This is a genomic window from Pseudomonas sp. C321 (assembly GCF_055407105.1).
In genome coordinates, this window is sequence record NZ_JBUZRB010000007.1 from 121,841 (window position 1) to 145,280 (window position 23,440).

19 protein-coding genes, 6 tRNA genes and 2 pseudogenes are annotated in these 23,440 nt (G+C 59.9%); 11 read left to right on the forward strand and 16 right to left on the reverse strand.

The features are described from left to right. Positions 1–6: 6 nt before the first annotated feature. The 4 genes from kdpC (at position 7) to ACZRJ6_RS20585 (ending at position 6,169) form a co-directional block, all read left to right on the forward strand. The gene (kdpC, locus tag ACZRJ6_RS20570) at positions 7–666 is read left to right on the forward strand and encodes a K(+)-transporting ATPase subunit C (RefSeq protein WP_463969721.1); all 660 of its coding nucleotides are present in this window, start codon (positions 7–9) and stop codon (positions 664–666) included. Positions 667–678: 12 nt separating this feature from the next. Next, positions 679–2,751, forward strand: a complete 2,073-nt coding sequence (gene kdpB, locus ACZRJ6_RS20575) for a potassium-transporting ATPase subunit KdpB (RefSeq protein WP_463969720.1) — start codon at positions 679–681, stop codon at positions 2,749–2,751. 71 nt (positions 2,752–2,822) lie between these two features. Continuing rightward, positions 2,823–5,480, forward strand: a complete 2,658-nt coding sequence (locus ACZRJ6_RS20580; RefSeq protein WP_463969719.1) for a DUF4118 domain-containing protein — start codon at positions 2,823–2,825, stop codon at positions 5,478–5,480. Beyond that, on the forward strand, positions 5,477–6,169 hold the full coding sequence (locus ACZRJ6_RS20585) for a response regulator (protein WP_463969718.1): 693 nt from the start codon (positions 5,477–5,479) through the stop codon (positions 6,167–6,169). Before ACZRJ6_RS20580 ends, ACZRJ6_RS20585 begins: the two co-directional genes overlap by 4 nt. An 80-nt stretch (positions 6,170–6,249) precedes the next feature. On the opposite strand, the gene ACZRJ6_RS20590 is transcribed toward ACZRJ6_RS20585, so the two are convergent. The 4 genes from ACZRJ6_RS20590 to ACZRJ6_RS20605 form a co-directional block, all read right to left on the reverse strand. Further along, positions 6,250–6,326: transfer RNA gene (locus ACZRJ6_RS20590), tRNA-Asp, on the reverse strand. A gap of 18 nt (positions 6,327–6,344) precedes the next feature. Continuing rightward, positions 6,345–6,420, reverse strand: a tRNA-Val gene (locus tag ACZRJ6_RS20595). Positions 6,421–6,590: 170 nt separating this feature from the next. Next, a tRNA-Asp gene (locus tag ACZRJ6_RS20600) sits at positions 6,591–6,667 on the reverse strand. A gap of 19 nt (positions 6,668–6,686) precedes the next feature. Continuing rightward, positions 6,687–6,762: transfer RNA gene (locus tag ACZRJ6_RS20605), tRNA-Val, on the reverse strand. Positions 6,763–6,921: 159 nt separating this feature from the next. Between ACZRJ6_RS20605 and rdgC the strand changes: the two genes are divergently transcribed. Next, complete coding sequence (gene rdgC / locus ACZRJ6_RS20610; RefSeq protein ID WP_463969717.1) at positions 6,922–7,842, forward strand: recombination-associated protein RdgC; 921 nt, start codon at positions 6,922–6,924, stop codon at positions 7,840–7,842. Between the two features lie 419 nt (positions 7,843–8,261). Here rdgC and ACZRJ6_RS20615 read toward each other — a convergent pair. Next, a pseudogene (locus ACZRJ6_RS20615) lies at positions 8,262–8,339 on the reverse strand (outer membrane lipoprotein carrier protein LolA); the annotation flags it as partial. Between the two features lie 495 nt (positions 8,340–8,834). Between ACZRJ6_RS20615 and ACZRJ6_RS20620 the strand changes: the two are divergent. Then, positions 8,835–9,800 (forward strand): bile acid:sodium symporter family protein, encoded by a 966-nt coding sequence (locus ACZRJ6_RS20620; RefSeq protein ID WP_463969716.1) that lies wholly within the window; start codon positions 8,835–8,837, stop codon positions 9,798–9,800. 118 nt (positions 9,801–9,918) lie between these two features. Continuing rightward, a complete protein-coding gene (gene sugE, locus ACZRJ6_RS20625; protein WP_133099016.1) occupies positions 9,919–10,233 on the forward strand; it encodes a quaternary ammonium compound efflux SMR transporter SugE in 315 nt (104 codons plus the stop codon). 37 nt (positions 10,234–10,270) lie between these two features. On the opposite strand, the gene ACZRJ6_RS20630 is transcribed toward sugE, so the two are convergent. From ACZRJ6_RS20630 to ACZRJ6_RS20645, 4 genes are all read right to left on the reverse strand, one after another. After that, entirely contained in the window at positions 10,271–12,145 is a 1,875-nt protein-coding gene (locus tag ACZRJ6_RS20630; RefSeq protein ID WP_463969715.1) for an MFS transporter, read from the reverse strand. Positions 12,146–12,238: 93 nt separating this feature from the next. Then, entirely contained in the window at positions 12,239–13,393 is a 1,155-nt protein-coding gene (locus ACZRJ6_RS20635) for a TDT family transporter (RefSeq protein WP_463969714.1), read from the reverse strand. A 105-nt stretch (positions 13,394–13,498) separates the two neighbouring features. Continuing rightward, entirely contained in the window at positions 13,499–13,810 is a 312-nt protein-coding gene (locus tag ACZRJ6_RS20640) for a cupin domain-containing protein (RefSeq protein ID WP_463969713.1), read from the reverse strand. 46 nt (positions 13,811–13,856) lie between these two features. Beyond that, positions 13,857–15,050 carry an MFS transporter gene (locus ACZRJ6_RS20645; protein ID WP_463969712.1) on the reverse strand — a complete coding sequence of 398 codons (1,194 nt, stop codon included), beginning with the start codon at positions 15,048–15,050 and terminating at the stop codon, positions 13,857–13,859. Between the two features lie 91 nt (positions 15,051–15,141). On the opposite strand from ACZRJ6_RS20645, the gene ACZRJ6_RS20650 reads away from it, so the two are divergent. After that, on the forward strand, positions 15,142–15,687 hold the full coding sequence (locus ACZRJ6_RS20650) for a TetR/AcrR family transcriptional regulator (protein ID WP_463969711.1): 546 nt from the start codon (positions 15,142–15,144) through the stop codon (positions 15,685–15,687). 52 nt (positions 15,688–15,739) lie between these two features. On the opposite strand, the gene ACZRJ6_RS20655 is transcribed toward ACZRJ6_RS20650, so the two are convergent. The 4 genes from ACZRJ6_RS20655 to ACZRJ6_RS20670 all read right to left on the reverse strand — a co-directional run bounded on the left by ACZRJ6_RS20655 (position 15,740) and on the right by ACZRJ6_RS20670 (position 18,923). After that, positions 15,740–16,519: an ABC transporter permease gene (locus tag ACZRJ6_RS20655; protein ID WP_463969710.1), complete on the reverse strand. Its 780-nt coding sequence runs from the start codon at positions 16,517–16,519 to the stop codon at positions 15,740–15,742. Then, entirely contained in the window at positions 16,516–17,448 is a 933-nt protein-coding gene (locus ACZRJ6_RS20660; RefSeq protein ID WP_463969709.1) for an ABC transporter ATP-binding protein, read from the reverse strand. The genes ACZRJ6_RS20655 and ACZRJ6_RS20660 overlap by 4 nt, the downstream gene beginning before the upstream one ends. A 135-nt stretch (positions 17,449–17,583) precedes the next feature. Beyond that, complete coding sequence (locus ACZRJ6_RS20665; protein WP_463969708.1) at positions 17,584–18,207, reverse strand: glutathione S-transferase family protein; 624 nt, start codon at positions 18,205–18,207, stop codon at positions 17,584–17,586. 56 nt (positions 18,208–18,263) lie between these two features. After that, entirely contained in the window at positions 18,264–18,923 is a 660-nt protein-coding gene (locus ACZRJ6_RS20670; protein ID WP_463969707.1) for a transglutaminase-like domain-containing protein, read from the reverse strand. Positions 18,924–19,124: 201 nt separating this feature from the next. Here ACZRJ6_RS20670 and ACZRJ6_RS20675 point away from each other — a divergent pair, with 201 nt between their 5' ends. From ACZRJ6_RS20675 to ACZRJ6_RS20685, 3 genes and pseudogenes are all read left to right on the forward strand, one after another. Then, positions 19,125–21,572, forward strand: coding sequence for an acyl-CoA dehydrogenase (locus ACZRJ6_RS20675; RefSeq protein WP_463969706.1), 2,448 nt, complete (start codon positions 19,125–19,127; stop codon positions 21,570–21,572). Between the two features lie 74 nt (positions 21,573–21,646). Then, positions 21,647–22,054 (forward strand): PA2817 family protein, encoded by a 408-nt coding sequence (locus tag ACZRJ6_RS20680; RefSeq protein WP_149411483.1) that lies wholly within the window; start codon positions 21,647–21,649, stop codon positions 22,052–22,054. Between the two features lie 150 nt (positions 22,055–22,204). After that, positions 22,205–22,336 (forward strand): annotated as a pseudogene (locus ACZRJ6_RS20685) (alanyl-tRNA editing protein); the annotation flags it as partial. Positions 22,337–22,351: 15 nt separating this feature from the next. Here ACZRJ6_RS20685 and ACZRJ6_RS20690 read toward each other — a convergent pair. From ACZRJ6_RS20690 to ACZRJ6_RS20700, 3 genes are all read right to left on the reverse strand, one after another. Beyond that, positions 22,352–22,732: a type 1 fimbrial protein gene (locus ACZRJ6_RS20690; protein WP_463969705.1), complete on the reverse strand. Its 381-nt coding sequence runs from the start codon at positions 22,730–22,732 to the stop codon at positions 22,352–22,354. A 344-nt stretch (positions 22,733–23,076) separates the two neighbouring features. Further along, positions 23,077–23,152: transfer RNA gene (locus ACZRJ6_RS20695), tRNA-Gly, on the reverse strand. A gap of 2 nt (positions 23,153–23,154) precedes the next feature. Beyond that, a tRNA-Glu gene (locus ACZRJ6_RS20700) sits at positions 23,155–23,230 on the reverse strand. Between the last annotated feature and the right edge of the window lie 210 nt (positions 23,231–23,440).

Sequence of the window (23,440 nt, forward strand, 5' to 3'; positions counted from 1 at the left end):
ACGTTGATGACGACTCAATCGATATTCAAAGGGCTGTTGCGCCCGGTGCTGGTCTCGGCGGTGTTTTTCATGGCCCTTACGGGCCTGGCATACCCGATATTCACCACCTTTGCCGCACAACTGTTGTTCCCATTCCAGGCCCAGGGTTCGCTGATCGAGCGCGACGGCCTGGTGATCGGCTCGGCCCTGATCGGCCAGCACTTCACCCGCCCGGAGTATTTCCACGGCCGCCCAAGCATGACCCTCGGCGCCGACCCGCAAGACCCGAGCAAAAGCGTGTCGCAGCCCTACAACGCCGGTTCCAGCGGCGCCAGCAACCTGGGGCCGACCAACCAGAAACTGATCGACCAGGTCAGTGCGCGGGTTTTGGCGTATCGCCAGGAGAACGCCCTCGCCGCCGATGCGCAAGTGCCTGTGGATGCCGTCACCGCCTCTGCCTCCGGTCTGGACCCACATATATCAGTGGCCAACGCACGGATCCAACTGGCACGGGTGGCCCTTCTGCGGCAGATGCCCGAAGCCGAACTGCTGCAACTGGTGAACGACCACACCGCTGCCCGCACCCTCGCCCTGCTCGGCGAGCCACGGGTCAATGTGCTGCAAATCAACCTCGCGCTGGACGCTCGTCTGCCCCTGCGTCAGCCCCCTATTGCGGCCAGTGAGTAAGAGATTCCCCTCATGATCAAGAATGCTCGTTTACCTCTATTTGATCGGCGCATTGTGCTCACCGCCTGCGTCGATGCCTTTAAGAAACTGCTACCCCAGGCCCAGTGGAAAAACCCGGTGATGTTCGTGGTGTACCTGGGCAGCATTCTCACCACGCTGCTGTGGTTCCAGTCCCTGGGCGGAGCGGGTGAAGCCCCCAGCGGCTTTATTTTAAGCATCACCCTGTGGCTGTGGTTCACCGTACTGTTCGCCAACTTCGCCGAGGCCCTGGCCGAGGGACGCAGCCGCGCCCAGGCAGCAAGCCTGCGCAGCATGAAGCGCCAGACCCTGGCCAAATTGCTGCAACAACCCCGGCACGGTGCGGCCTGGTTGCCCACTGAAGCCAGTCTGTTGCGCAAGGACAGCGTGGTGCTGATCGAAGCCGGCGACCTGGTGCCCCTGGACGGTGTGGTGATCGAAGGCGTGGCCTCGGTGGATGAAAGCGCGATCACCGGCGAATCGGCTCCGGTGATTCGCGAAGCGGGTGGCGACTTTTCCTCGGTCACCGGCGGCACGCGGGTACTGTCGGACTGGCTGGTGGTGCGCATCAGCGTCAACCCCGGAGAGTCGTTTCTCGACCGCATGATCTCCATGGTCGAGTCCGCCAAGCGCCAGAAGACGCCCAATGAGGTAGCCCTGAATATTTTGCTGGTGGGGCTGACCCTATTGTTTCTGCTGGTGATCGCCACCCTGAGCCCCTACTCGATTTTCGCCGTAGCCATGAGCGGCACCGGCAGCGTGATCAGTGCCACGGTGCTGGTGGCGTTGCTGGTGTGCCTGATCCCCACCACCATCGGCGGCCTGCTCTCGGCCATTGGCGTGGCGGGGATGAGCCGGATGATGTCGGCCAATGTAATCGCCACTTCAGGCCGGGCCGTCGAGGCGGCTGGCGATGTCGACGTGTTGTTGCTGGACAAGACCGGCACCATCACCCTGGGTAATCGCCAGGCCAGCAGTTTCCTTCCTGCACCGGGTATCAAGGAAGCCGAGTTGGCGGACGCCGCGCAACTGGCGTCCCTGGCCGATGAAACCCCTGAAGGTCGCAGCATCGTGGTGCTGGCCAAACAGAAGTTCGACCTGCGGGCGCGAGACATCAACGCCCTGGGCGCCAGCTTTGTCCACTTCACCGCACAAACCCGCATGAGCGGCGTCGACCTGCCCGAGGGCCGGACCATTCGCAAGGGTGCGGCGGATGCTATTCGCAGTCATATCGAAGCCCTGGGTGGGAGCTTTCCGGCGGCGTTGCAGGCCAAGGTCGATGAAGTCTCACGGCGCGGCAGCACCCCGCTGGTGGTGTCCGACGGTTCCACGGCATTGGGCGTGGTAGAGCTCAAGGACGTGGTCAAGGGCGGCATCAAGGAGCGCTTCGCCGAACTGCGGCGTATGGGCATCAAGACGGTAATGATCACTGGCGACAACCGCTTGACCGCTGCAGCGATTGCCGTGGAGGCTGGTGTCGACGACTTCCTCGCCGAGGCTCGCCCAGAGGACAAGCTGCAACTGATCCGCGACTACCAGGCCCAGGGCAAGCTCGTCGCCATGACCGGCGACGGCACCAACGACGCTCCGGCACTGGCCCAGGCCGACGTGGCGGTAGCAATGAACAGCGGCACCCAGGCAGCGAAAGAGGCCGGCAACATGGTCGACCTGGACAGCAACCCGACCAAGCTGATCGAAGTGGTCGAGGTCGGCAAACAGATGCTGATGACCCGTGGCGCCCTGACCACCTTCAGCGTCGCCAACGACGTGGCGAAGTATTTCGCGATCATCCCGGCGGCATTCGTGGCGACCTATCCGCAGCTCGGTGCCTTGAACGTCATGCACCTGACCAGTCCCAACTCGGCGATTCTCAGTGCGGTGATTTTCAACGCGCTGATCATTGTCGCGTTGATTCCACTGGCGCTGCGCGGCGTGACCTATCGGGCCATTGGTGCGGCGGCGTTGCTTAACCGCAACCTGCTGATCTATGGCGTGGGTGGGGTGCTGGTGCCGTTTGCCGGGATCAAGGTAATTGACATGGTGTTGACTGGACTAGGTCTGGTGTAACGGACCAACTCCCCTGTAGGAGCAAGAACTAGGCGTCCTCCTCGCTCCTACAGACTCTCTTGAGGAATGACATGCCCGCATTAAACGAAGATCGCCCCGACCCCGACGCCTTGCTGGCCCGACTCCAGCAGGAAGAACAAGCCGCCTTGCGCGGCAAATTGCGTATCTACTTCGGCTCCAACGCCGGCGTGGGCAAGACCTGCGCCATGCTCGCGGCAGCGCAGCGAGAAGTCGCCCTGGGCCGCGACCTGCTCGCGGGCGTCGTGGAAACCCACGGTCGCCAGGAAACCACCGACCTGCTCCATGGCCTGGAACAACTGCCCCGCACCGCCCTGTTACACCGCGAAGTCGCCCTTACTGAATTCGACCTCGACGCCGCCCTGCTCAGGCATCCGTCGGTGCTGCTGGTCGACGAACTGGCCCACAACAACGCCCCTGGCTCGCGCCACCCCAAACGCTGGCAAGATGTGGAAGAACTGCTCAGCGCCGGCATCGACGTGTGGACCACCCTCAACGTCCAGCACCTGGAAAGCCTTAACGATCTTGTCAGTGGGATCATTGGTATCCGCGTGCGGGAAACCGTACCCGACCACGTGTTCGACAATGCCCACGAAGTGGTGGTGGTCGACCTGCCGCCCGATGACCTGTTGCAGCGCTTGAAGGACGGCAAGGTCTACCTGGGGCCTCAGGCCGAGCGTGCGTCACGGCATTTTTTCCGCAAGGGCAACCTGCTGGCCCTGCGCGAGCTGGCACTGCGCCGCACGGCCGACCGGGTCGACACGCAGATGCGGGTGTATCGCCGCGAACGCTCAATCAAAGCCTTGTGGCCAGCCCGCGAGCGGCTGCTGGTCGGCGTGGCGGGCGACGCCGGTGATGAACGCCTGGTGCGTGAAGCGGCGCGGCTGGCGCAAAAGCTTGAGGCAGACTGGATCGTCGTGCATGTGGCTTCGGCCCAAGGTCGCGGGGCCAAGCGCTATCTGACGGCCATGAAAACCCTGGCCCTGGCCACCGAGTTTGGTGCCGATACCGCAACACTGCCAGGCATGGACGTCGCCGAGGCGCTGGCAGCCTGTGCCCGTGAGCACAACGCCAACCGTCTGGTGCTTGGCCATCATCCCCGCCAGGCCTGGCGGTTCTGGCACCAGTCGGTCAGTGATCGAATCAGCCGCCACCATCCGCAGATTGATCAGATCGTCATTGCCCACGGTGTATTACCCGCCAGCGCCCCCGTCAAAAATCTTGAAAAGCCAGCACCTGCGCCGGGTCGCACCTTGGCCTATATCTGGGCCAGCCTGGCCTGCTTCACCGCCAGCGCCATCGCCGCGCTGCTGCTTCAGGTGTTCGACCTGGCCAACGTGGTCATGGTGTTTTTGCTCACCGTGGTGCTGGTGGCCCTGCGCTATGGGCGCGGTCCCGGCGTCTGGGCGGCGATGCTCGCGGTGCTGTGTTTTGACTTCTTTTTCGTGCAGCCGCGCTATTCCTTCACCGTCAATGACACCCAGTATTTCTTCACCTTTGCCTTGATGCTCGGCATCGCCTTGATCACCGGGCAACTCACCGCCCGTCTACGCCATGAAGCACGCACCGCCGCGGCCCGGGAGCGGCGTGCAACGTCGTTGGCGCGACTGGCCCGCGACCTGTCGGCGGCGTTGACCGTTGAGCAGATCAGCGAAGTGGCACTGCGCACCTTCAGCGGCGTGTTCGAGGCGCGGGTGGGCCTGGCGTTGCCAGATGCGCAAGACCGTCTCCATAGCGTTGGCGCGGGCGTGCTGCCCATCGATGAAGGCATCGCCCAATGGAGCTACGACCATGGCCGCCCGGCGGGCCAGGGCACCGACACCCTGGCGGCCGCCAAAGGTTGCTACCTGCCATTGAAGGCACCGATGCGCGTACGCGGTGTGCTGGTGCTGGAACTGGCCCAGCGCGAACGCCTGAGCGAACCGCAAGAGCGCCGGTTGCTGGAAGCCTGCATGAGCCAGCTGGCGATCGCCCTGGAGCGAGTGCATTTCGTCGAAGTGGCGCAAAGCACACTGGTGCAGATGGAAGGCGAGAAAATGCGTAACACCCTGCTCGCCGCCATTTCCCACGACTTGCGCACGCCCTTGACCACACTAATCGGCGCCGCCGACACCGCACTGCCCCACGCCCCTCCCGGGCCCCTGACTGACTTGCTGCACGACATCCACGAACAAGCCACTTCCATGCAACGGCTGATTGAAAACCTGCTGGACATGGCCCGCATGCAAGAACACGGAGTGCGGCTCAATCGGCAATGGCACTCCCTGGAAGAAATCGTCGGCAGCTCCCTGCGCCAGTTGCGCGAACCGCTGGCCCGGCACGTCGTACACACCGCCATTGACGCGCAGTTGCCACTGGTTGAGGTCGATGGACTATTGATCGAACGGGTGCTGGTCAACCTGCTGGACAACGCCGCCAAGTACACCCCCGACGGCACCTGCATTACTGTTGGCGCCCGCCAGGCTGGGGACAAGATCCTGCTGGAGGTCAACGACACCGGGCCGGGCTGTGCTGCTCACAACCTGTTCAAACCCTTCACTCGCGGCCAGCAGGAGTCCGCCGTCGCGGGCATCGGCCTGGGGCTGGCACTGGTCAAGCGCATCATCGAAGCCCATGGCGGGCGCATTGAGGCCAACCCCGGCACCGAGTGCGGCATGCATTTCGTCATCACTTTACCGGCGGGCACCCCGCCATCCATGGAAACCCTATGAGCACTGCGCGCATTCTGATTGTTGAAGACGAGGCCAATATCCGCCGTTTTGTCGGTATCGCCTTGCAAGATGAAGGCTTCCAGGTCTTCGAGGCCGACAGCGTCAAGCGCGCCTTGATCCATGCCGCCAGCCGCCAGCCAGACCTGGTGATCGTCGATCTCGGCTTGCCGGATGGTGACGGCAAACAGTTGATCAGCGAATTGCGGGGCTGGCTGGCGGTGCCGATCCTGGTGCTGTCGGCGCGGGATCGCGAAGAGGAAAAAGTCGCCGCCCTGGACGCTGGCGCCGATGACTACCTGACCAAACCCTTCGGCGTGCCCGAACTGCTGGCACGTATCCGCGCACAACTGCGTCGACATGGGAAAACCGGCACCGTGGCAGCCACCAGCAAAGTGGCGTTTGGCGAGGTTGAAGTCGACCTGGCCACCCATGAGGTATGGCGCCAGGGCCAGCCGGTGCACCTGACGCCCATCGAGTACCGCCTGTTGTGCGCGATGATTCGCGGGCAGAGCCGAGTGCTGACCCACAGGCAGTTATTGCTGGAAGTCTGGGGCCTGGATTACGTGGAACGCGCCCATTATCTACGCGTACATATGGCCCATCTGCGCCAGAAGCTGGAGGCGAACCCCGCACAACCGCAGTATTTCATTACCGAGTTGCAGGTGGGGTATCGACTGGTAGGGCTCTAAATTCCAGGCAAAAAAAAGCCCGCTTTATAAGCGGGCTTTTCGTGGTGACCTGGCGTTCAGCGGTCCAGGAAACCTTAATATGGCGCAGCGGACGGGACTCGAACCCGCGACCCCCGGCGTGACAGGCCGGTATTCTAACCGACTGAACTACCGCTGCGCGTAGCGTTGAAAGTAATGGTGGGTGATGACGGGATCGAACCGCCGACCCTCTGCTTGTAAGGCAGATGCTCTCCCAGCTGAGCTAATCACCCTTCACCTTCGTTGCGGGGCGCATTCTCTCACAAAAAATTCTAATGTGTTGATTTAAATGCAATTTATTTAAAAGATTTCATTTTTGTGAAATCGCAGACAACAAAAAGCCCGCTACTTGAGCGGGCTTCTCGCGGTGACCTGGCGTTCAGCGGTCCAGGAAACCTTAATATGGCGCAGCGGACGGGACTCGAACCCGCGACCCCCGGCGTGACAGGCCGGTATTCTAACCGACTGAACTACCGCTGCGCGTAACACTGTAAGCGAATGGTGGGTGATGACGGGATCGAACCGCCGACCCTCTGCTTGTAAGGCAGATGCTCTCCCAGCTGAGCTAATCACCCTTCACTTTCGGTGTGGCGCGCATTCTACGGAGCGACCCAAACTCTGGCAAGCACTTTCTTAAATATTTTTTTCAGGCCTTCCAATGGCTTAGGCGGGGTTGGCCTACGGCGCTACGAGGGGAATAATGCCCACCTTTGTATAAAGGAGAGACTCACCCCATGTGGTTCAAAAACCTGCTTATCTATCGCCTGACCCAAGATCTGCCTGTTGATGCCGAGGCGTTGGAAACTGCACTGGCCACCAAACTGGCGCGCTCCTGTGCAAGCCAGGAGTTGACCACTTACGGCTTCGTCGCCCCGTTCGGCAAAGGCGAAGATGCGCCATTGGTACACGTCAGCGGTGACTTCCTGCTGATTGCTGCGCGCAAGGAAGAACGTATCCTGCCGGGTAGCGTGGTGCGTGATGCGGTGAAGGAAAAGGTCGAAGAGATCGAAGCCGAGCAAATGCGCAAGGTCTATAAAAAAGAACGCGACCAGATCAAGGATGAAATCATCCAGGCCTTCCTGCCCCGCGCCTTTATCCGTCGTTCGTCGACCTTCGCCGCCATCGCGCCGAAACAGGGCCTGATCCTGGTCAACTCGGCCAGCCCAAAGCGTGCCGAAGACCTGCTGTCCACCCTGCGTGAAGTGATCGGCACCCTGCCGGTACGTCCGCTGACCGTGAAAATGGCCCCAACCGCCACCATGACCGACTGGGTCACCACGCAAAAGCCGGCCGATGACTTCTTCGTCCTCGACGAATGCGAGTTGCGCGACACCCACGAAGACGGCGGCATCGTGCGCTGCAAGCGCCAGGACCTGACCGGCGAAGAAATCCAACTGCACCTGAGCACCGGCAAGGTGGTGACGCAACTGTCCCTGGCCTGGCAGGACAAGCTGTCCTTCATGCTGGACGATAAGATGGTGGTCAAGCGCCTGAAGTTCGAAGACCTGCTGCAAGACCAGGCAGAACAGGACGGCGGCGACGAAGCCCTGGGCCAGCAGGACGCCAGCTTTGCCTTGATGATGATGACGTTTGGCGACTTCCTGCCGGCGTTGGTTGAGGCTTTGGGCGGCGAAGAGACCCCGCAGGGGATCTAAAAATATCGCCGGTTCCATGCGGGCATGGTCAGTGTGGGCTTGCCTGCGATGGCCATAGGTATCTACACATCTCTTGAGGTTGCCGTTGCTGATATTTTAGGGCAGGTTTGAGTACATATCCGTTGCTGCGGTAACGGCGGCTTAGGGTTACGCCCTTACGGCGTGTCACTTTCGAAAAGCGCGAAAGTAACCAAAGCGCTCCTGCCCTACCTATCGGCGCCTCGCTTAGGCTCGGCGTGCCCTCACTCCGGCATTGCTCCGTGGGTCGCCGCGATGGGCCATCCCTGGCCCAGCGCGGCTAAACCGGCGTCCTGCCGGTTTACCCACTGCTCAACACCTGCGTTCGGCCTCTGGTTTTATGGGCAGGCAGATCAAGAGCCAGATCAAAAGCAGAGCAAAGCCAGCGCCATCCGCTTTTCTGTAGGAGCGAGCTTGCTCGCGAAGAACCTGAGGGCGCCGCGGTGATTCAGGATGCCAGCGTCATCGTTAACGACCATCGTCGGAACGCCGCCCGGAGCAAGCTCGCTCCTACATTTTCACCACTCAGGTCGGCTACCAGGCCGCCGTGCTTTTGATCTTGATCTTGATCTAAGGCGCCCCGTTAAACCACGATGGCTGAACGCAGGTATTGATCCGTGGGTAAACCGGCAGGACGCCGGTTTAGCCGCGCTGGGCCAAGGATGGCCCATCGCGGCGGCCCACGGAGCAATGCCGGAGTGAAGGCATGCCGAGCCTAGGCGAGGCACCAAGTGGTGGGGCAAGAGCCCTTTTGGTTACTTTTGGGGCTCTTTTCCAAAAGTGACACGCCGTAAGGGCGTAACCCTAATCCGCCCCAACCAAAATAACGGATATGTACCCATCCCAACCCAGCCCAACCCCAAAACATATAGATACCTATAGCTATCGCAAGCAAGCCACACACATTCGATCAGATTACCGCCTCGGATTTTCTGTCACTCGACAAACTGCTCTCCAATAACAAGGACCACCCCATGCGCGCACTCGCCGCTTTAAGCCGCTTCGTCGGCAACACCTTCGCCTACTGGGTGCTGATTTTTGCCGTGGTCGCGTTCCTGCAACCAAGCTGGTTTATCGGCCTGAAGAGCGCCATCGTCCCACTGCTGGGGCTGGTGATGTTCGGCATGGGGCTGACCCTCAAACTTGAAGACTTCGCCGAGGTCGCCCGTCACCCATGGCGTGTAGCGCTTGGCGTGGTCGCGCATTTTGTGATCATGCCCGGCATGGCGTGGTTGCTGTGCCAGGCCTTCCAGCTGCCGCCGGAAATTGCCGTCGGCGTGATCCTGGTGGGTTGCTGCCCCAGCGGTACCTCGTCCAATGTCATGACCTGGCTGGCCCGTGGCGACCTGGCGCTGTCAGTGGCCATTGCCGCCGTCACCACCCTCCTCGCCCCGCTGCTCACCCCGGCGCTGATCTGGCTGCTCGCCTCGGCCTGGCTGCCGGTGTCGTTCATGGAGTTGTTCTGGTCTATCCTGCAGGTGGTGTTGCTGCCCATCGTGCTCGGTGTGCTGGCGCAACGGTTGCTGGGTGATAGGGTGCGCCATGCCGTGGACGTATTGCCGCTGGTGTCGGTAGTCAGCATCGTGATCATCGTCGCCGCCGTGGTGGCCGCAAGCCAGGCGAAGATTGCCGAGTCGGGCCTGCTGATCATGGCCGTGGTGATGTTGCACAACAGCTTTGGCTACCTGCTGGGTTATTTCACCGGCCTCGTGTTCAAGCTACCGCTGGCACAACGCAAGTCGTTGGCGCTGGAAGTGGGCATGCAGAATTCAGGGCTGGGCGCCGCCTTGGCGAGCGCGCACTTTTCGCCGTTGGCGGCGGTGCCGAGCGCGCTGTTCAGCGTCTGGCACAACATTTCCGGGGCGTTGCTGTCGACGTATTTCCGCCGGATGAGCGAGAAGGAAGATCGCGAACTGTTGGCGCAACAGCAGACCGACTGACGGTTGAAACTTGATCACACGATCAATTTTCGGCACTCTACCGAGCTTCGCGGGGACGACCTCGCGGCTCGAACAAGGTATTCACTGGGGACGACCCCTTCTATCGATGGAGGTTTTCATGTCCTGGATCATTCTGTTTTTTGCAGGTCTCTTTGAAGTCGGCTGGGCCGTTGGCCTGAAATACACCGACGGCTTCAGCAAACCCATGCCAACAGCCCTGACGATTGCCGCCATGGCTGTCAGCCTGGGCTTGTTGGGATTGGCCATGAAAGAACTGCCACTGGGCACCGCCTATGCCATCTGGACCGGAGTCGGTGCAGTGGGCACGGTGATTGCCGGGATTATCCTGTTTGGGGAATCCATGGCGCTGTTCAGGCTGGCCAGTGTGGCATTGATTATTGCCGGGCTGGTGGGGCTCAAGATCAGCGCTTGAACCCCGGATCGTTCCCGCAAAAGTGGGAACGATCAACCTACCTGACACTCCCCCGCAACTGCCCCACCACTTCCTGCAATGCTTGCGGCGTCGCCGTCTCCAGCGTCACTGGCGGCCCTGCCACCAGCGTCACCCGCGACCACAACCGACGGAACATCCCCTTGGCCGGGTCACGACTGAAGAAACTTCCCCACAACCCCCGCAAGGCCAACGGAATCACCGGCACCGGGGTCTCCTCAAGAATCCGCGTCAACCCGCCCTTGAACTCATTGATCTGGCCATCACCTGTCAACTTGCCTTCGGGGAAGATGCACACCAACTCGCCATCCTTAAGGTACTGGGCAATCCGCTGGAACGCCTTGTCGTAGATCTGGATATCCTCATGCCGCGCGGCAATCGGAATCGCCCCGGCAGTGCGGAAGATAAAGTTCAGCACCGGCAAACGGTAGATCTTGTAGTACGTGACAAAACGAATCGGCCGACGCACCGCGCCGCCAATCAACAATGCATCGACAAACGACACATGGTTGCACACCAGTAGCGCCGCACCTTCGTCGGGAATCAGCTCCAGGTTGCGATGTTCAACGCGGTACATGGAATGGCTGAGCAGCCAGATCATGAAACGCATGGAGAACTCGGGAACGATCTTGAAGATGTAAGTATTGACCGCGATATTGAGCAGCGACACCACCAGGAACAACTCGGGAATCGACAGCTTGGCCACGCTCAGCAGCAGGATCGAGACAATTGCCGAGACCACCATGAACAGCGCATTGAGAATGTTGTTGGCCGCAATGACCCGCGCCCGCTCTTTTTCGGCGGTGCGCGACTGGATCAACGCATACAACGGCACGATGTAGAACCCACCAAACACGCCAAGGCCGAGGATATCGATCAACACCCACCAGGCTTGACCGTAGCTGAGCACGGCGATCCAGTCGTTGGCCTGGACGTTCTGCGGGAAACCGCCGGAATGCCACCACAGCAGCAGGCCAAACACCGTAAGACCAAAGGAGCCAAAGGGCACCAGGCCAATTTCCACTTTACGCCCGGAGAGCTTCTCGCAGAGCATCGAACCTAGCGCGATACCTACCGAGAATACGGTCAGGATCAGCGTGACCACAGTCTCATCGCCGTACAGCCACTCCTTGGCATAGGCCGGGATCTGCGTCAGGTAGATCGCACCGACAAACCAGAACCACGAATTGCCAACAATCGAACGGGACACAGCCGGCGTTTGCCCCAGGCCCAGGCGCAAGGTGGCCCAGGATTGGCTGAAGATATTCCAGTTCAGGCACATCTCAGGGCTGGCGGCGGCGGCGCGAGGAATGCTGCGGCTGGCCAGGTATCCCAACACCGCAACGCCGACGATGGCGATAGACACTACCGGCGCGTAATAGCTGGAGGACATCATGATCCCGGCACCGATGGTCCCCGCCAGAATCGCCAGGAATGTGCCCATCTCCACCAGGCCATTGCCACCCACCAACTCATCTTCATGCAACGCCTGGGGCATGATCGAGTACTTCACCGGACCGAACAGCGCCGAATGAGTGCCCATGGCAAACAGCGCCAACAGCATCAGTTCAAGGTGGTTGAACATAAAGCCGACGGCGCCCACGGCCATGATCACGATCTCGCCAAGCTTGATCATGCGGATCAGCGCGTCCTTGTTGAACTTCTCGCCAAATTGCCCGGCCAGGGCCGAGAACAGGAAGAACGGCAGGATAAACAGCAAGGCGCAGAGGTTGACCCAGATCGAGCGGTCGCCCTCGATGGTCAGCTTGTAGAGAATCGCCAGGATCAGCGACTGCTTGAAGATGTTGTCGTTGAATGCACCCAGGGACTGGGTAATAAAAAACGGCAGAAAACGCCGTTTGCGCAGCAAGGTGAATTGCGAGGGGTGACTCATCGTCCATGTTCCTGCGTGGCCTGAAGGCTGTTATTGATCTGGCAATTGGGACTTTGCACTTGAGAGCCAGGCCACGACTTTACCTAATCCTGATTACTTATTCCCTAGTCCCGCAATGCACGGTGAAACAAAAAGCTCACCTTTCCAGGCCCCCTGCACCGTGCGCTTGGCGACGATCAGCCACATCAGGGCCAGGGCCGCCACCAACACACAACCGAAGACGCTGAAAAAAACCAGGTGCAAGGTGCCTGCCAGCTTCAAGGTGGTCAGGGCATAGACCCCCAGCGGAAAAGTGAACCCCCACCAGCCCAGGTTGAACGGGATACCGGCCCGCAGGTAGCGCAAGGTGATCAGCACCGCGATCAGCATCCACCACAACCCCAGCCCCCACAGAGTAATGCCAGCGATCAGGCCCAGGCCTTCAGCAATCTCGCCGATGCCTGGGAAGCCGTTGGCGGCAAAGATTGCCGGGGCGTCGTTGCCCAGCAGCAACATGCCAAGGGCACCGGTGCCGATGGGACCGAGGGCCAGCCAACTCGACGCGGCCATGTTGGCGTGAGGCAGTTTATGCAAGGCCATGCGCAACATCAGGATGGTCAGAATGCTGAACGCCACTGGCAGGGAAAACGCCCACAGCACGTAGCTGGTCACCAGCATAACCAGTTGCGAGTGGGCGTCGACCAAGTGCGGTGCCAGCAGGCCACCGCTGGCGGCGGCAACTTCGGCGGCGACCACCGGCAACAGCCAGACCGCAGTCATCTGGTCGATGCTGTGTTCCTGGCGAGTGAACATCATGTAGGGAATCAGCACCCCGCACGCCAGGGACATTGCCACGTCCAGCCACCACAGCACTTCGGCCAATTGCACCACGCCCTCGCCCCAGCGTGGCAGGCCAAACAGCAGAAAACCGTTGATGATGGTCGCCAGGCCCATGGGAATGGTGCCGAAGAACATCGAGACCGTGGAATGGCCGAAAATCCGCCGCGCCTCATGGAAAAACATCACCCAGCGTGCGGCGTACAGGCCACTGAACAAAACAAACAGAACGATCGTGAGCAGCCACAGCGCCTCGGCGATGGCATGCAACCCAGGCAGGTTGACCGGCACTTGCGCCAAGGCCAGCGCCAACACCCCGGTGCCCATGGTGGCGGCAAACCAGTTGGGGGTGAACTGGCGAATGACTTCCCGGGGACGGGCCAGGTGGCTGAATGGTTTGTAACCGGTGGTGATGCTGTTGGGGCAGGTCATGGGTAATCCTCTTCCTCGTATGAGGTTGAGGCCATGGTAGAAGCTGATCGAATATCTATAAAACGGGTAATATCTCTAACTGTTATCTGTTTTACCAATATAAGGCTATTCGCTGCCCTCGGATTCGATCACCAGAATTCGCGCCGCGCCCTGCGGATGGGCCACATGCTCGGTGCCGATACTGGCGTAGAAGATGTCGCCGACTTCAAGTAACACCCTTTTTTCTTTACCGTTTTCGCGATAGTGCATCTGCACCTGACCATCCAGCACCACAAACACCTCCTCGCCATCGTTGATGTGCCAGCGGTAAGGCTGATCGGTCCAGTGCAAGCGGGTGGTGATGCCGTTCATCCTGGCGATGTCCAGTGCCTCCCAGGCGCGGCTACCGGTGAAGTCCTTGCTGCGGATGATCTTCATGCTTGAATCTCGATTCTGGGTTGCACGGAGCGCGGATTATTACCGATCAACCGCCCGACGTCGCCCTGGTCTTGGCAGAGTCCTGCATCATCAAACCGACCAAGGCACTAAGCGCCAACACGATCAGCACGAGCCCATAACCATCAGTGGTGGCGATCAGGCCAAAGGTGCGAGTGAGGTGGCCCGCCAACAGCGACGGCAAGCAGAACGCCAGGTAGCTCAGCACGTAGAACGCCGATATCAAGCCGGCCCGCTCGTGAGGCAATGCCAACGGCACGACGCTGCGCAATGCGCCGAGGAAGCCCGCACCAAACCCGCTGCCGGCGACCAGAGTGGCAAAGAAAAACAGTGACAGGCTGGCGCTGTGGACCGCCGCGAGAATCAGCGCCACGCCCACGGCGAGCAAGCTCGCTCCCAGCCGCAGGACTTTGTCCGCCGGGCGATTGCGCAAGCTGAAAATCATCACCGCGCCGCTCAACGTCAACACTGCCACCAGGCCGCCGCCGATCAGATTGGAGGTCGAACCAGTCGCCGCCCGCACCAGCGAAGGTGCCAGGGACAGATAAAAGCCACCCATTGCCCACACCGCGATATCCACCGGCAGCGACAGCCACAAGGCTCGTCGCGCCTGAGGCGGTACATGCAAGGTCGGCCACAGGGATGCCAGCGCACCGGGTATGCGACTCACTGTTTCCGGCAAGCGCCAGACATACAGGCACTGCAACGCCAACAGGGCGAACAGCGTCCAATAGATCAACTGCGTGGGCAGCGGCGCGAACTCCACCAACAAACTGCTGCCCATGGCGCCACACGCCATGCCCAATAGCGGCGCAACGCTGTTGACCAGCGGGCCCCGCTGACGGTCAGTGTCGAGCAACGCCGCACCCAACACCGCCGTGGCCATGCCGGTGGCGAAACCTTGCAGCGTGCGGGCGGCAATCAGCCAGGCAACACTGTCGGCATTGATAAACAGCAGCATCGCCAGCATATCCAGGACCAGCGCGACAAAGATCACCGGCTTGCGCCCCAGGTGATCCGACAGCGAACCGACGGTCAACAGAGCCGCCAGCAAGCTCAGGGCATACACGCCGAAGATCAGGGTGAGCACACCAGCGGAAAAATGCAGGTCTTCCTGGTAGAGGTGATACAACGGCGTCGGCGCGCTGGAGGCGGCGAGAAATGTCAGCAAGGTGATCGCCAGGAACACCAGGCTGCAACGATGAGAAGTGACAATGGGCATGAGCACACTCCGCTAAAGCTAATATTTTGCTTTTGCGGAGTGTGCTACTCCACCGCCCTTAAAGCAAATTCTTTGTGTTAAGGTTTTAAACATGGCGATAAAAGAAGGCCTCCGCCCGGGGGGCCGCAGTGCCCGGGTACAAGAGTCGGTTCATTCGGCGGTGCGTCAATTGCTGCAAGAGCAGGACCGCGCCAGCGTGACCGTACCGCAAATCGCTACTCGTGCGGGAGTGACGCCGTCGACGATTTACCGACGCTGGGGCGACCTGCCCGCCCTCCTCGCCGACGTCGCCCTGGCCCGCATGCGCCCAGACAGCACACCTGCCAATACCGGCAGCCTGCGTGGCGATTTACGAGCGTGGGCCGAGCAATACCTGGACGAGATGAATTCGCAGCCGGGGCGCAACATGATGCGTGATGTGCAGTGCAGCCAGACGCCGGGGTATTGCGTGAGCATTCTGGGTGGGCAGTTGCAGGCCATCCTTGATCGTTATCAGGACAGCCGTGACGTATTGCCCAGCGTGGACCGGCTGATCAACCTGCTGGCAGCACCGACGGTGTTTCGGATTTTGTTCTCCTCCGTGCCGTTGCAGCTTGAGGAGTTGCACGAGCTGATCGAGATCGCGTTGCGAGGGTAACCCCATAAAAAACGGCCTCATCTAGAGGCCGTTTTGCTATCTCACATCACCGTCACGTGCGCATCCCACGCCCACTCACCAGCAACCGCGCACAGCCCAGATACAGCACCACGGTCGCTACGAGCATGAAGGTGATTGCCACACCGATCTTGATATCCGAAACCCCAAGAATCCCGTAGCGAAACGCGTTGACCATATGCAACACCGGGTTGGCCAACGACACCGTCTGCCAGAACGGCGGCAGTAGGGTAATCGAGTAAAACACCCCACCCAGGTAAGTCAGTGGCGTTAGCACAAAGGTCGGGATAATGGAGATGTCATCAAAGTTGCGCGCAAATACCGCATTGATGAAGCCCAGCAGCGAGAAGATAGTCGCCGTCAGTACCACCACCAAAATGGTGACGCCCAGGTGATGCACCTGCAGATCAGTAAAGAACAGCGACAGCAGGGTCACGATCACCCCGACCATCAAACCGCGGAGCACGCCGCCCACGGTGTAGCCAATCAGAATGGTATGGGGCGAGACAGGCGAGACCATCAATTCCTCAATGGAGCGCTGGAACTTGCTGCCGAAGAAACTGGAGACCACGTTGCCGTAGGAGTTGGTGATCACCGACATCATGATCAGCCCCGGCACGATGTATTCCATGTAGGTGAAACCACCCATGTCACCGATCTGCCGGCCGATCAGGTTACCGAAAATCACGAAGTACAAAACCATGGTGATCGCTGGCGGCAGCAGGGTTTGCGGCCAGATCCGGGTAAAGCGCTTCACTTCGCGGTAGACGATAGTATTGAGGGCAACGAGGTTGGGTTGCAGTTCGGAACTCATACCGCCACCTTCGCCAGATTTTTCTCCACCAGGGACACGAACAACTCCTCAAGGCGATTGGTTTTATTGCGCAGGCTCAGCACTTCGATGTTCTGGGTAGCCAATTGGCCGAACAACGCGGTGATGCCCACGGCTTTATCCACCTGGACTTCCAGGGTGTGGCTGTCCACCAGACGATTCGGGTAGCCGATCAACTGCGGTGGCACCGTCATGTCGTATTTCAGGTCCAGCAGAAAAGTCTCGACATGCAGCTGGCCGAGCAACTGACGCATGCTCGTGTTTTCGACAATGGTGCCGTGGTCGATGATGCCGATGTTGCGGCACAACTGCTCAGCCTCTTCCAGGTAATGGGTGGTGAGGATGATGGTGATGCCTTTCTCGTTCAGCTCGGTGAGGAAGGTCCACATCGAGCGACGCAGCTCGATGTCTACCCCCGCCGTCGGTTCGTCAAGGATCAGCAGGCGCGGTTCGTGAACCAGGGCGCGGGCGATCATCAGGCGGCGCTTCATGCCGCCGGACAGAGAACGTGAAGGTACGTCGCGCTTGTCCCACAAGCCCAGTTGCGTCAGGTACTGCTCGGCGCGCTCCTTGGCAATTTTCGGAGGGATGCCGTAGTAGCCAGCCTGGGTCACGACGATATCGAAGGTCTTTTCAAACTGGTTGAAGTTGAACTCCTGGGGCACCACGCCAATGCAGCGCTTGAGCGCGGCCGGGGATTTATCCAGGTCGTGGCCAAAGATATTCACCGTGCCGCTGGTCTTGTTCACCAGTGTCGAGAGAATGCCGATGGTGGTAGATTTGCCGGCGCCGTTGGGGCCGAGCAAGGCGAAGAAATCACCTTCGGCAACATCCAGATCGATACCACTCAGGGCCTGGAAACCGTTGCCGTAGGTTTTGGTTAGCTGCCGGATGGACAGAGCGGAACTCATATCGGATTACGCACCAAGAAGAAGGAAGTTACTTATTAAATAAGGGCAGGCGGCCGACAATACAACGCCGGCGCATGACAGCCATGGTGCGTGCCCGCGCCGTACAAGTACAGTCACCTGTATTAATAGTCAGTATTAAGTCAACGCGGTCATAACCGCTTTTTGATAGGCCGGACGCTGGCAAAGACGCTGGTACCAGGCCTCTAGGTTGGGCATCGCAGGCCGTTCGATAGGCATCTCGAACCAGGCGTAAATGAAGCTGCCCAAGGGGATATCGCCCATGCCGATCTCGGCACCCGACAGGTAGGGCTGCGTGGCCAGGGCCTGGTCCACCGTCTGCAACACGTCGATGCAGGCTTGGCGCCCGGCGTGGATGTTGTCCCAGTTTTGCTTTTCAGCAGGGGTACGCAACACGCCCCAGAATACGATCTTGAACGGCTCAGCGAAGGTGGACGTGGTCCAGTCCATCCATTTTTCAGCGTTGGCTCGCGCTTGCAGATCGCCGGGGTACCAGTTCGAATCCGCAGCATGGCGCGCGGCCAGATAACGCACGATGGTGTTGGATTCCCACAACACAAAATCGCCATCTTCGATCAGCGGCACCCGGCCATTCGGGTTCAACGCCCGGTATTGCGGCGTATCGACCACACCAAAAGCCCCGCCCGCATCAATTGCCTCATAGTCCAGGCCGAGTTCCTCGGCGCACCACAGTGCCTTCCTGACATTTGACGAATTTTTACGACCCCAGATTTTCAGCATGACCGCCCCTGACTTGATGAACATGGTGGATGAATGCCGAGGCAGCATACGCCGGTTCACGCCTTGCTCAAATCGCTCTGCATGTCCCCCAGCAGGATCGGCATCTGCTCGCCAAACAGGTGCGGGTAACATTTCTCCAGATGAGCGAAGAAGAATTCCTCGGGCACATCGGCAAATTGCCCGTGGTCCACCACGTACTCCATGGAGCGTTGGCCCTTACGGTTGAACGGGTGGAAAACACTGTCGTTGATACCGTCGAAATCCAGCGGCGGCACGTCGAACAGTTCACACAGTTGCTGGTTGAACGCCGGCGTGGCCTTGACCCAGCGCCCCTGCAAATACAACTCGGTGTAGCCGTGCATGGCGAACACGTCACTTCTGAGCAATTCGATCAAACGCGGCGTCGACAGGTGATTGCGCACGTCGGCCAGGCCGATGCGCGACGGTATGCCGCAATGCCTGGCGCAGGCAGCAAGCAGGGTGGCCTTGGGCACGCAATAGCTTTGGCCGGCAGCCAAGGCGTAACTGCCACTCAGGGTTTGCGGATCGCGGCTGAAGGTGTAAGGGTTATAGCGCACCGCCTCGCGGACGGCGTAATAAAGGCTGACTGCCTGGTCACAGGGATCAGCACTCGAACCGCGGTGTTTTTCGGCGAACTCCACCACCGTTGGGTGGTCACTATCGATGAAGCGGCTGGGACTCAAGTACGCATTCATGGGGTTAATCTCCGAGGCAAGCCTGGAGTCTAACCACAGGTCCGGCCCTGGGATAACGACGATTCGGCCAAATGTCGGCGCCTGACACCCATACCTTAACAACATTGCCCGGCACACCACGTAACACCCTGATCACCCATTTGTTCGGATGCCGACTAAGCTCTGAGGTGATTTCGCCCCTGGTTTCACGGAGGATTGAATATGCTGTTGTTGTGGATACTGGTTCTGGTGGTCGGCATTGCCTACCTGGCACACCGCCGCATCGCGCCCCTGCCCGCCCTGGGTGTGGTCGCCGTCTACCTGCTGGCCATGGGCGCCTTCAGCCATGCGCCGGGCGGGTTGCTGCTGGTCTTCTGGGTGCTGATCGCCGTCGTGGCCGCTCCCTTGCTACTGCCGGACCTGCGCCGCAAGTACTTCACCGCGCCGCTGTTCAACTGGTTTCAGAAAGTTCTGCCGCCAATGTCCGAGACCGAACGCGACGCCATCGACGCTGGCACTGTGTGGTGGGATGGCGAACTGTTCAGCGGTCGCCCCGACTGGGACAAACTGCTGGCCTACCCCAAGGTGCAGTTGACCGAAGAAGAGCAGGCTTTTATCGACGGACCTACCGAAGAACTTTGCGCCATGGTCAGCGACTGGGAAATCGGCCAGGCCATGGACTTGCCGCCCGCCGCCTGGGAGCACATCAAGCAGCACGGCTTCTTTGCCCTGATCATCCCCAAGGAATTTGGCGGCAAGGGTTTCTCGGCCTACGCCCACTCCCAGGTCGCCATGAAGCTGGCGACCCGCAGCGGCGACCTCGCCTCCACCGTAATGGTCCCCAACTCACTGGGCCCGGCTGAACTGCTGCTGCATTACGGCACCGATGAACAACGCAACCACTACCTGCCGCGCCTGGCCCGTGGTGATGATATTCCGTGCTTCGCCCTTACCGGCCCGCTGGCCGGCTCCGATGCCGGTGCCATGCCCGACACCGGCGTCATCTGCAAAGGTGAATGGGAAGGCCAGGAAACACTGGGCCTGCGCCTGAATTGGGAAAAGCGCTACATTACCCTCGGCCCGGTCGCCACTTTGCTGGGCCTGGCCTTCAAGGCCTACGACCCGGATCACCTGCTGGGCGATGAAGAAGACCTGGGCATCAGCCTCGCGCTGATCCCCACCGAAACTCCCGGCGTAGAGATTGGCCGCCGTCATCTGCCGCTGGGTGCGGCATTTATGAACGGCCCTAACTCCGGCAAGGATGTATTCATCCCGCTGGAATTTCTTATCGGCGGCCAGGAAATGCTCGGCAAGGGCTGGATGATGCTGATGAATTGCCTGTCGGTGGGCCGTTCGATTTCCCTGCCGGCTGTCGGCACTGGCGCAGCCAAGTTCACCAGCCTGGTGACTGGCCAATACGCCCAGGTGCGGGAACAATTCAACGTACCACTGTCGGCCTTTGAAGGTATCCAGGAAGCCCTGGCCCGTATCGGCGGCAACGCCTGGCTGATGGACAGTGCGCGCATGCTCACCGCCAACGCGGTAGACCTGGGCGAAAAACCCTCGGTGCTGTCGGCAATCCTCAAATACCACCTGACCGAACGCGGTCGCGAGTGCATCAGCCACGCCATGGACGTACACGGTGGCAAGGGCATCATCATGGGCCCCAACAACTACCTGGGCCGTAGCTGGCAAGGCGCGCCGATCTTCATCACCGTGGAAGGCGCAAATATTCTGTCACGCAACCTGATGATCTTCGGCCAGGGGGCCATTCGTTGCCATCCGTTCGTGCTCAAGGAGATGGCCCTGGCCGGTCGAGAAGACCATGACCAGGCGCTGAAAGAGTTTGATGGGCTGCTGCTGCAACACATCGGTTTTGCCGTGAGTAACGCCGCCAGTACCCTGGTGCTGAACCTGGGCTTCGGGCATTTCGAAAAAGCGCCTGGCAACCGTTTGAGCCAAGGCTATTTCCGCGCCCTCAATCGTCAGGCAGCGGCGTTTGCCCTGCTGGCAGACCTGAGCATGATGCTGCTGGGCGGCGAACTTAAACGCCGCGAACGCCTGTCGGCGCGCCTGGGGGATGTGCTCAGTCATATGTACCTGGCATCGGCGGCGCTCAAGCGTTACCACGACCTCGACTCACCCGATCATCTGCGTCCGTTGTTCGCCTGGGCCATGGAAGAAAGCCTCGGCCATTCGGAGCGGGCACTGGATGAACTGCTGAGCAACTTCCCGAACAAGGTGCTGGGTTGCCTGCTGCGGGTGATCGTGTTCCCGTTCGGTCGTCGCCACAAGGGCCCGTCCGACGCTCTGGATGCCGAAGTTGCCGCTGTGATTGGCCGTGCCAAGGGCGATCCAACCCTGGAAGAATTGCTGGCTGGCTGCTATCGCCCGCAATCGGCCGAGGACCCGGTGGGCGCACTGCAACATGCCTACGACCTGCTGGCCGCCAGCCATCCATTACAGAAAAAACTCCACTCAGCCCTCAAGAGCGGCCAGCTCAAGCCGGCAGCAGGGGAAAATGCCATCGACGCCGCGCTGCAAGCTGGTGTGCTGCAACCGGCAGAAGCGCAAAACCTGCGTGACGCCGAAGCGGCACGACGCAAGGTGATCGACGTGGATGACTTCAGCAAGGAAGAGCTGGCCCAAACGGAAGGAAAAGTCCGCTGAGTCCAACGGTCATATAAAAGCGGGCGCGAGAGCTATATACTCTCGCGCCCGTTTTGCTCTTGAGGACTTATCTCGTGTCCAACGTCGTTGCCGATCATCTTGCCTTGCTCGACCACCTGCGCAGCATCCTGGTTGCCGTCGGTGAAGCCGAACAGGTTCCCGAGGAAAGCCACGCGCTGTTCCTGGAGCGTTTCGACGAACTGCGCGCCCTGCTGCCCATCGACCCAATCGAAAGCCAGTACCTGGGCCAGGACATGATGAGCCAGGTCATCCTGCGCTACCCGCAAATTGCCCATCTGGTACCGCGCGACCTGCTGTGGTTCTTCGGCGGTGATTGCCTGCACTTCATGCCGGACGACGAACTGGACCTGTATCAGGCCCTGGAAGAGCGTCGCTTCGAAGCCGAGCAGAATGACGAACCGTTTGACTGGAACCAGGAAAAGCAGTTGTTGGCCATGTCCAATGACCAGCCCAAGCACTGATTAGCGATCAACTGTAGGAGCGAGCACCCTCGCTCCACAATTAACGCAACGTCGGCTCCCTCGCCATGCACTCCACCAGTTGACATCCTCCCCCACCTCTCGGCCTGCTACGCAGGACCTCCCCAGACAAGCTGGAAAGGAAGGGAAATACGTGAAGTAGGTTTCCCGAGGCTTGCCTGCCGTGGAACCCATGTCCAGACATTGGGGGAGCTGGGCCAGGTAACAACTCCGGCCCTTTCGCAGAAGAAGGGGACATTGTCGGTGCGTTATAGCCTGGACTGAGCTCGCCAATATTTATCAAGGAAAGGTCAGGGTAATCAGATAGGCGCCCGAGCGTACGGGTTTTCCTGCAGCATCGATCAATGCGTACTGTTGATCGTAATAGCGCCCTGTCGAACCGCTGTCGGAAACCAGTTTTACACCCACGACAGAGTGATCCAATGCCTCGACCTCGGCGACCTGCGCAACGCGAACCGCGCTGATGGCCCTGCCTCGGCTCGACCTCGGACAGCCGTTGAATTCCAGGACCGAATTAGCCCCTATACCATGCGTACAGCCCAACTCGACGATACTCCCGGTGAATTGGATAACGCCGTGGCTCGATGGCGCTGCCGCAAGGCAAGCACCACTCAATCCAAACAGCAAGGTGATACCGATCGATAGACACTTACCGTTCATAGCAAACACTCCTTAGGACTTAAGAAGTGTGTCGCCTGCCAGGCCGATGTCTTTAAGCGCCAAGGAACAATCGATGGTTTTTCGTCTGAGACTGCGAAGCCGTTCGCAACTGGAGCAAAACACCTGCAATAACCACTGCGCGCACTGAAAAATGAGCTAGCGGCACCGTTGTGAATCTCAGTGCAGGGCTCACATTAAAAATCCATGACATCCTCCAGCCCTGCTTGGCGAACAGGCTGTTGTAAACCGCTAAGCAACGGAGCGCGAGTAACTCAAACTTAGTTGGAGCTTTTCGCGCACAAACAAAAACGCCGCTCATTGCTGAGCGGCGTTTTTGTTAAATATGGAGCGGGAAACGAGACTCGAACTCGCGACCCCGACCTTGGCAAGGTCGTGCTCTACCAACTGAGCTATTCCCGCAATGGCGTCCCCTAGGGGACTCGAACCCCTGTTACCGCCGTGAAAGGGCGGTGTCCTAGGCCACTAGACGAAGGGGACACGCGTACAACATTCACTACTCAACTGCGCTTTGCTGTGTGCTTTACGCTGTAAGTGGCGCGCATTGTATGGATGGACTGGGGTGTCGTCAACCCCCAAGGATATATTTATTTAAATCAATGACTTCGCGGCTCTTTACCGGCCCTCTCGGGCATTTTCGCCGCCCAAGGTTTGGCGCCTATATTCTGGCGCCCTACAAGACGTTATAGT